Origin of the sequence: Mycobacterium nebraskense (genome assembly GCF_002102255.1) — a bacterium.
Classification (GTDB): Bacteria; Actinomycetota; Actinomycetes; order Mycobacteriales; family Mycobacteriaceae; genus Mycobacterium; species Mycobacterium nebraskense.
In genome coordinates this window covers 1-5,185 of the sequence record NZ_LQPH01000131.1, presented here as the reverse complement: position 1 = coordinate 5,185, position 5,185 = coordinate 1, and the positions used below count along the sequence as shown (strand labels likewise).

Genomic DNA, 5,185 nt, shown 5'->3' with positions numbered 1-5,185 from the left:
CTCTACCGGCCAGGACCACCCTGTCGGCAACCCACGTTCACATGTGTGCGAGGCCCCAGCCTCGTCATACCGTCTAACGGGGTCCCCCGGACATAGCGCAGCGTGAGCGTGCCGGTGTAGGCCGGTCGACCGGGTTCGTGCGCGGTCGCGCCCAGGACGTGGTCGAGGACCAAGGCGCACACTCCGCCATGGACATGTCCCGGAGGCCCTTCGTAAGCGGCACCCAGTGTGATTTCCGTCCACACGGCACCACCGGTGTCGCGATGAATTACCAGAGGAGGTGCGACCGGGTTGCGTGCGCCGATCATGACGTTGCCGGAGGTTACGGGTTGTCCGTCGAAGGGATGGCGAACACCAAATGAGCCCGGCATGAGACTTTCGCTCAATTGCTCTACCGCGCAATCAATGTGCGTCTTCGCTGCCGCGACGGCACCGGCGCCGGCCTCGGTGCGGATGGTCACGTCAATCAGTCGGCGAACGGACTGGGCGAGCGACTCATACTCCGGTGCGCCGCTGCCATCGATTCCCATCATTCCCACCATCCCTTGCTGCGCGAAGTGCGCGGCCGGCGCAAGCACGGTTCATCGCGTCACCCCCGAGCATGCTGACCATTTATTCAGTCGCCCGCTCATGTCGCCTTCTGCGAGAGGCCAGCGTCTACCACGAGCTGGGTGCCCGTGATGTAGCGCGCCTCCTCGGAGGCCAGGAACACCACCGCATTGGCAACGTCGACGGGCTCTACCCAAGGCACCCGCAGCAGGTTGCGCGCCCGCAGCACTTCCGCGGCATCCGCGGCGGTCGGGTTCTCGAGATCCGGGCATAAGCGTCGAAACGTCCTGTCGTTGAGCACCATCGGGGTCGCGACCGGCCCGGGATGAACAGTGTTGACCCGGATGCCGGAAGGCCCGAGCTCGTTCGCGAGAGTGCGCGCCAGCCCCACCACCGCGTGCTTACTCGCGGTGTAATGCGCGGTATTGGGCGTCCCGCGAAGACCATTGGTCGAACTGATGATCACGATGGCTCCCCCCTCGCCCATGTGCGGTACGCCAGCCTTGACCGTGTGCCATACGCCGGTCAGGTTGATATCGAGCGTGCGATGCCAGTCCCGGGGGTCAAGTTCCCATGTCCGTCCGCCCGTAATGTGGATTCCGGCATTTGCGACGACGATGTCGAGGCGCCCCAGTGCCGTGACGCCGTTGGCTACGGCGCCCGTTACAGCCTCCAAGTCACTCACGTCGACAACACCCGTCACGCAGCGTCGACCGCGGCTTTCGACATCCCTTGCAGTGTCGAGCAACTCGGCGCTCGCTGCGGTGGCATCGAGCGCGATCACATTTGCGCCCTCGTCGGCGAAGCGCTGACAATGCACCCGTCCCGTGCCCCTGGCGGCGCCGGTGACCAGCACTACCTTCCCAAGCAGTCTCTTCATCGCGGCCTCTTAACCAAATCGAAGCCCGGGTAACCGGCTCTGGCCACCTCGTCGCAGATGTCGTTATAAGTCGCGAAGCCGCCGACGAATAGCATGAATCCCCTTGGTTTTCCAGGCACGTTGGCGCCCATGTACCAGGACTCCGCCTTGGTGAACAGCGTAGCCTCGGCACGTCGGGCGCATTCGGCTCCCCAGCCGTCGACGGCGTCGCGGGTCGCTTCGATCGCGGCCAGCCCGTGGTCATCCAGGTAAGTAATGGCTGCGGCGATCCAATTCACCTGCGCCTCGGCATGCAGCACCATGTTCGCCAGCACGGCGGGAGCCCCGGGACCGGAGATCAGGAACAGGTTGGGAAATTCGTCGACGGCCAGCCCCAGGTAGGTGCGCGGCCCCTGCGCCCAGTCGTCCCGCAACCGACGACCGCCGCATCCGATGATGTCGATCTTGGCCAATGCACCCGTGAGGGCATCGAAACCCGTTGCCAGCACGATCATGTCGACGTCGTAGTGCGCGCCAGCGGTTCTGATCCCAGTGGTGTCCACGGATTCGATCGATGTGTCGCGCACGCTGATGAGCGACACGTTCGGCCGGTTAAAGGTGCTGAAGTAGTTGCTGTCGGTGCAGATCCGCTTTGTGCCGATCGGGTGATCATTGGGAATAAGCAGGTCCGCCAGCGCAGGGTCGTCGATGACCGCGCGCACCTTCTCCTCGTAGAACTTTCGGGCCTCGTCGTTGGCGGTTAAGTCGGTCATCTGGTCAGGGAACGTCTTAGAGAACAGCACACCTCCCAGCTGCCAACGCTTATCGAACGCCGCCCGACGTTCCTCCGGCGTGAACTCCATCGTTGGCTTAGGCGCCGTAATGTGTGGTGACCCGCCGCTGCTGCGCCATGAGAGCCGCCGCCGTTCTGCGTAGTTCGCCTTGATGTGGTCGAGTTCCCCTTTGCTCAACGGCTTGTTGCCGGCCGGGACACTGTAGTTAGGTGTGCGCTGGAAGACAAAGAGATGCCTGGCGTGTTCGGCGATGATCGGAATCGATTGAATGCCAGACGAACCGGTGCCGATAACGGCGACCCGCTTTCCCGCAAAATCGACCGGATGCTGTGGCCACGCGGCGGTGTGGTAAATCTCGCCCGCGAACGAATCGAGGCCGTGGAAGTTCGGCGTCAAAGCCGCTGACAGCGGGCCCGTCGCCATCAGGCAAAATCGGGCGGACAGCACGTCACCGCCGTCGGTGGTAACCACCCAGCGCAGCGTTGTTTCGTCTAGCGCCGAGGACACGACCCGGGTGCGAAATGCTATGTCGCGGCGCAGGTCGAGTTTGTCGGCCACCCAGTTCAGGTATGCGAGGATCTCCGCCTGGGTGGCGTACTTCTCGGTCCAGTTCCACTCTTGCTGCAGTTCGTCCGAGAATGAATAGCAGTAATCAACGCTTTCGACGTCACACCGCGCCCCCGGGTATCGGTTGTAGTACCAGGTGCCGCCCAGCTCCGGCGCCGCCTCGAGGATCCGCACGGACAGTCCCTGACTGCGGAGCTTGTGCAGGGCGTAGAGGCCGGCGAACCCGGCGCCGACCACGACAACGTCGACCAGCTCCGCGCTATTCACAGGCACGGACGGTATGTCCTACCGCCTCGACCGCCGGGGCCGGTTCCCGGTCACCGGACACTGCTGTGACGTTGTCCCGGCCATTGGGCACGCGCGTTTGCGGGCACGTTTTCGGAGGCAGATTATTCCTGCATGGCGGAGGTTGCGCGGCTAGAGGTCGACCTGGATGGTCGGCGTCACCGGCTTCGTTGGCCACCCGATCAGACGCTCGTCGACGTGTTGCTCGGTGCGGGCATTGATGTGCCCCACTCATGCCGGGAAGGCCGCTGCGGGTCCTGTGTGGCGACGGTCATCGAGGGCGAGGTCGACATGATCGCGAACGACATCCTCGAGCCAAACGACCGGCTGGAGGGCCTGATCCTGGCGTGCCAGGCCCTGCCCGTGAGCGCCGCATTGTGCATTCAATTCTGACCGCATTTGCTTCCGCTCATCGGGAACGGCTTCGGCTGAGGCACGAACTGCGGTAGACCATTACTAAGCCCCCCAGACGTAAGGACACCAACATGAGCGAACGGGTACTCGACCGGGTCGTGGCGATGGCGGATCAGTTGCGCGACCAGGCCCCCGAGGCCGAGCGGATCGGGCGGCTCACCGACGACACCGTCAAGCTGATGAAGGGCGCCGGCCTGATCCGGCTGCTGCAAACCAAGCAATATCAAGGCTTCGAGGTCCACCCCCGCGAGTTCGCCGAGACGACAATGGCGACCGCGGCGCTGGACCCGGCGGCCGGCTGGATCGTCGGCGTGGTCGGCGTGCACCCCTACCAGTTGGCCTACGCGGACCCGAAGGTCGCGGCCGAGATCTGGGCCGACGACGTCGACACGTGGATGGCCTCGCCGTACGCTCCGCAGGGAGTGGCCAAGCCCGTCGACGGTGGCTACATCTTCAACGGCCGCTGGCAGTTCAGCTCGGGCACCGACCATTGCGACTGGATCATCCTGGGCGCGATGCTGGGCGACGACAACGGCATACCGATCATGCCGCCACAGATGCTGCACATGATCCTGCCGCGCAAGGACTACGAGATCGTCGAGGACTCGTGGAACGTGGTGGGGCTGCGCGGAACCGGCTCCAAGGACGTGATCGTCAAGGACGCCTTCGTCCCGTCCTACCGGACGATGGACGCGACGAAGGTGATGGACGGCACCGCCCAGCGCGAGGCCGGCATGACCGAGCCGCTATATCTGATGCCGTGGTCGACGATGTTCCCACTGGGCATCTCGGCGGCCACGATCGGCATCGCCGAGGGGGCCCTGGCCGCGCACCTGGACTACCAGCGCGAGCGCGTCGGCGCCACCGGCACCGCCATCAAGGACGACCCCTACGTCATGTTCGCGATCGGCGAGGCCGCCGCCGACATCAACGCCGCCCGCCAGGAGCTGATGGCCAACGCCGACCGCATTTACGACATGGTCGCAGCCGGCAAGGAGGTGTCGTTCGCCGACCGCGCGGCCGGTCGGCGCACCCAGATCCGCGCGGTATGGCGCGCGGTGGCGGCGGTCGACGAGATCTTCGCCCGCTCGGGCGGCAACGCCGCCCGCATGGACAAGCCACTGCAACGGTATTGGCGCGACGTGCATGTCGGCCAGCTGCACGCCATCCACATGCCGGGCACCACCTATCACGCGTCGGCCCTGAGTTCGCTGGGTATCGATCCGCCCGAGGGCCCCCTGCGGGCTTTGATCTAGGAGAACACGTTGACCGACCTGAAAAGCCTGGGCTATATCACCATTTCGACAAACGACATCGACCGCTGGCGGCAATTCGCCTTCGGTGTCTTGGGTTTCGCCGAGGGCAAGGGCCCCAACCCCGAGGCGCTGTACCTGCGGATGGACGAGCGCGCGGCCCGGCTCATCGTGGTGCCCGGTGAGGCCGACCGGGTGCTGACGGTCGGCTGGGAGGTGCGTGACCGCCCTGCGCTGCAACGGGTCAAGGCGACGCTTGACGCCGCGGGGACCCCGTTCAAGCAACTGTCCACCGACGAGGCCGAGGCCCGCCGCGTGGAAGAGGTGATCACCTTCGAGGACCCGGCCGGCACCACGCTCGAGGTGTTCCACGGTGCGGTGCTCGACCACAGCCCGGTCGTCACCCCGTTCGGCGCGAGATTCGTGACCGGCGACCAGGGCATGGGCCACGTCGTGGTGCCGGC

At 65.2% G+C, this 5,185-nt stretch carries 6 protein-coding genes; 3 read left to right on the top strand and 3 right to left on the bottom strand.

The features are described 5' to 3' along the window. Window positions 1–2: 2 nt before the first annotated feature. The 3 genes from AWC17_RS17600 to AWC17_RS17590 form a co-directional block, all read right to left on the bottom strand. On the bottom strand, window positions 3–530 hold the full coding sequence (locus AWC17_RS17600) for a hotdog family protein (RefSeq protein WP_231588609.1): 528 nt from the start codon (window positions 528–530) through the stop codon (window positions 3–5). 98 nt (window positions 531–628) lie between these two features. Continuing rightward, window positions 629–1,429, bottom strand: a complete 801-nt coding sequence (locus AWC17_RS17595) for a mycofactocin-coupled SDR family oxidoreductase (protein ID WP_046184855.1) — start codon at window positions 1,427–1,429, stop codon at window positions 629–631. Next, complete coding sequence (locus tag AWC17_RS17590) at window positions 1,426–3,042, bottom strand: flavin-containing monooxygenase (protein ID WP_046184856.1); 1,617 nt, start codon at window positions 3,040–3,042, stop codon at window positions 1,426–1,428. Before AWC17_RS17590 ends, AWC17_RS17595 begins: the two co-directional genes overlap by 4 nt. Window positions 3,043–3,168: 126 nt before the next feature. On the opposite strand from AWC17_RS17590, the gene AWC17_RS17585 reads away from it, so the two are divergent. The 3 genes from AWC17_RS17585 to AWC17_RS17575 all read left to right on the top strand — a co-directional run. Then, window positions 3,169–3,447 (top strand): 2Fe-2S iron-sulfur cluster-binding protein, encoded by a 279-nt coding sequence (locus tag AWC17_RS17585; RefSeq protein ID WP_046184857.1) that lies wholly within the window; start codon window positions 3,169–3,171, stop codon window positions 3,445–3,447. A gap of 92 nt (window positions 3,448–3,539) precedes the next feature. Further along, on the top strand, window positions 3,540–4,724 hold the full coding sequence (locus AWC17_RS17580) for an acyl-CoA dehydrogenase family protein (RefSeq protein WP_085164893.1): 1,185 nt from the start codon (window positions 3,540–3,542) through the stop codon (window positions 4,722–4,724). Between the two features lie 9 nt (window positions 4,725–4,733). Beyond that, a partial coding sequence (locus tag AWC17_RS17575) for a VOC family protein (protein WP_482805290.1) occupies window positions 4,734–5,185 on the top strand: 452 nt, incomplete at its 3' end.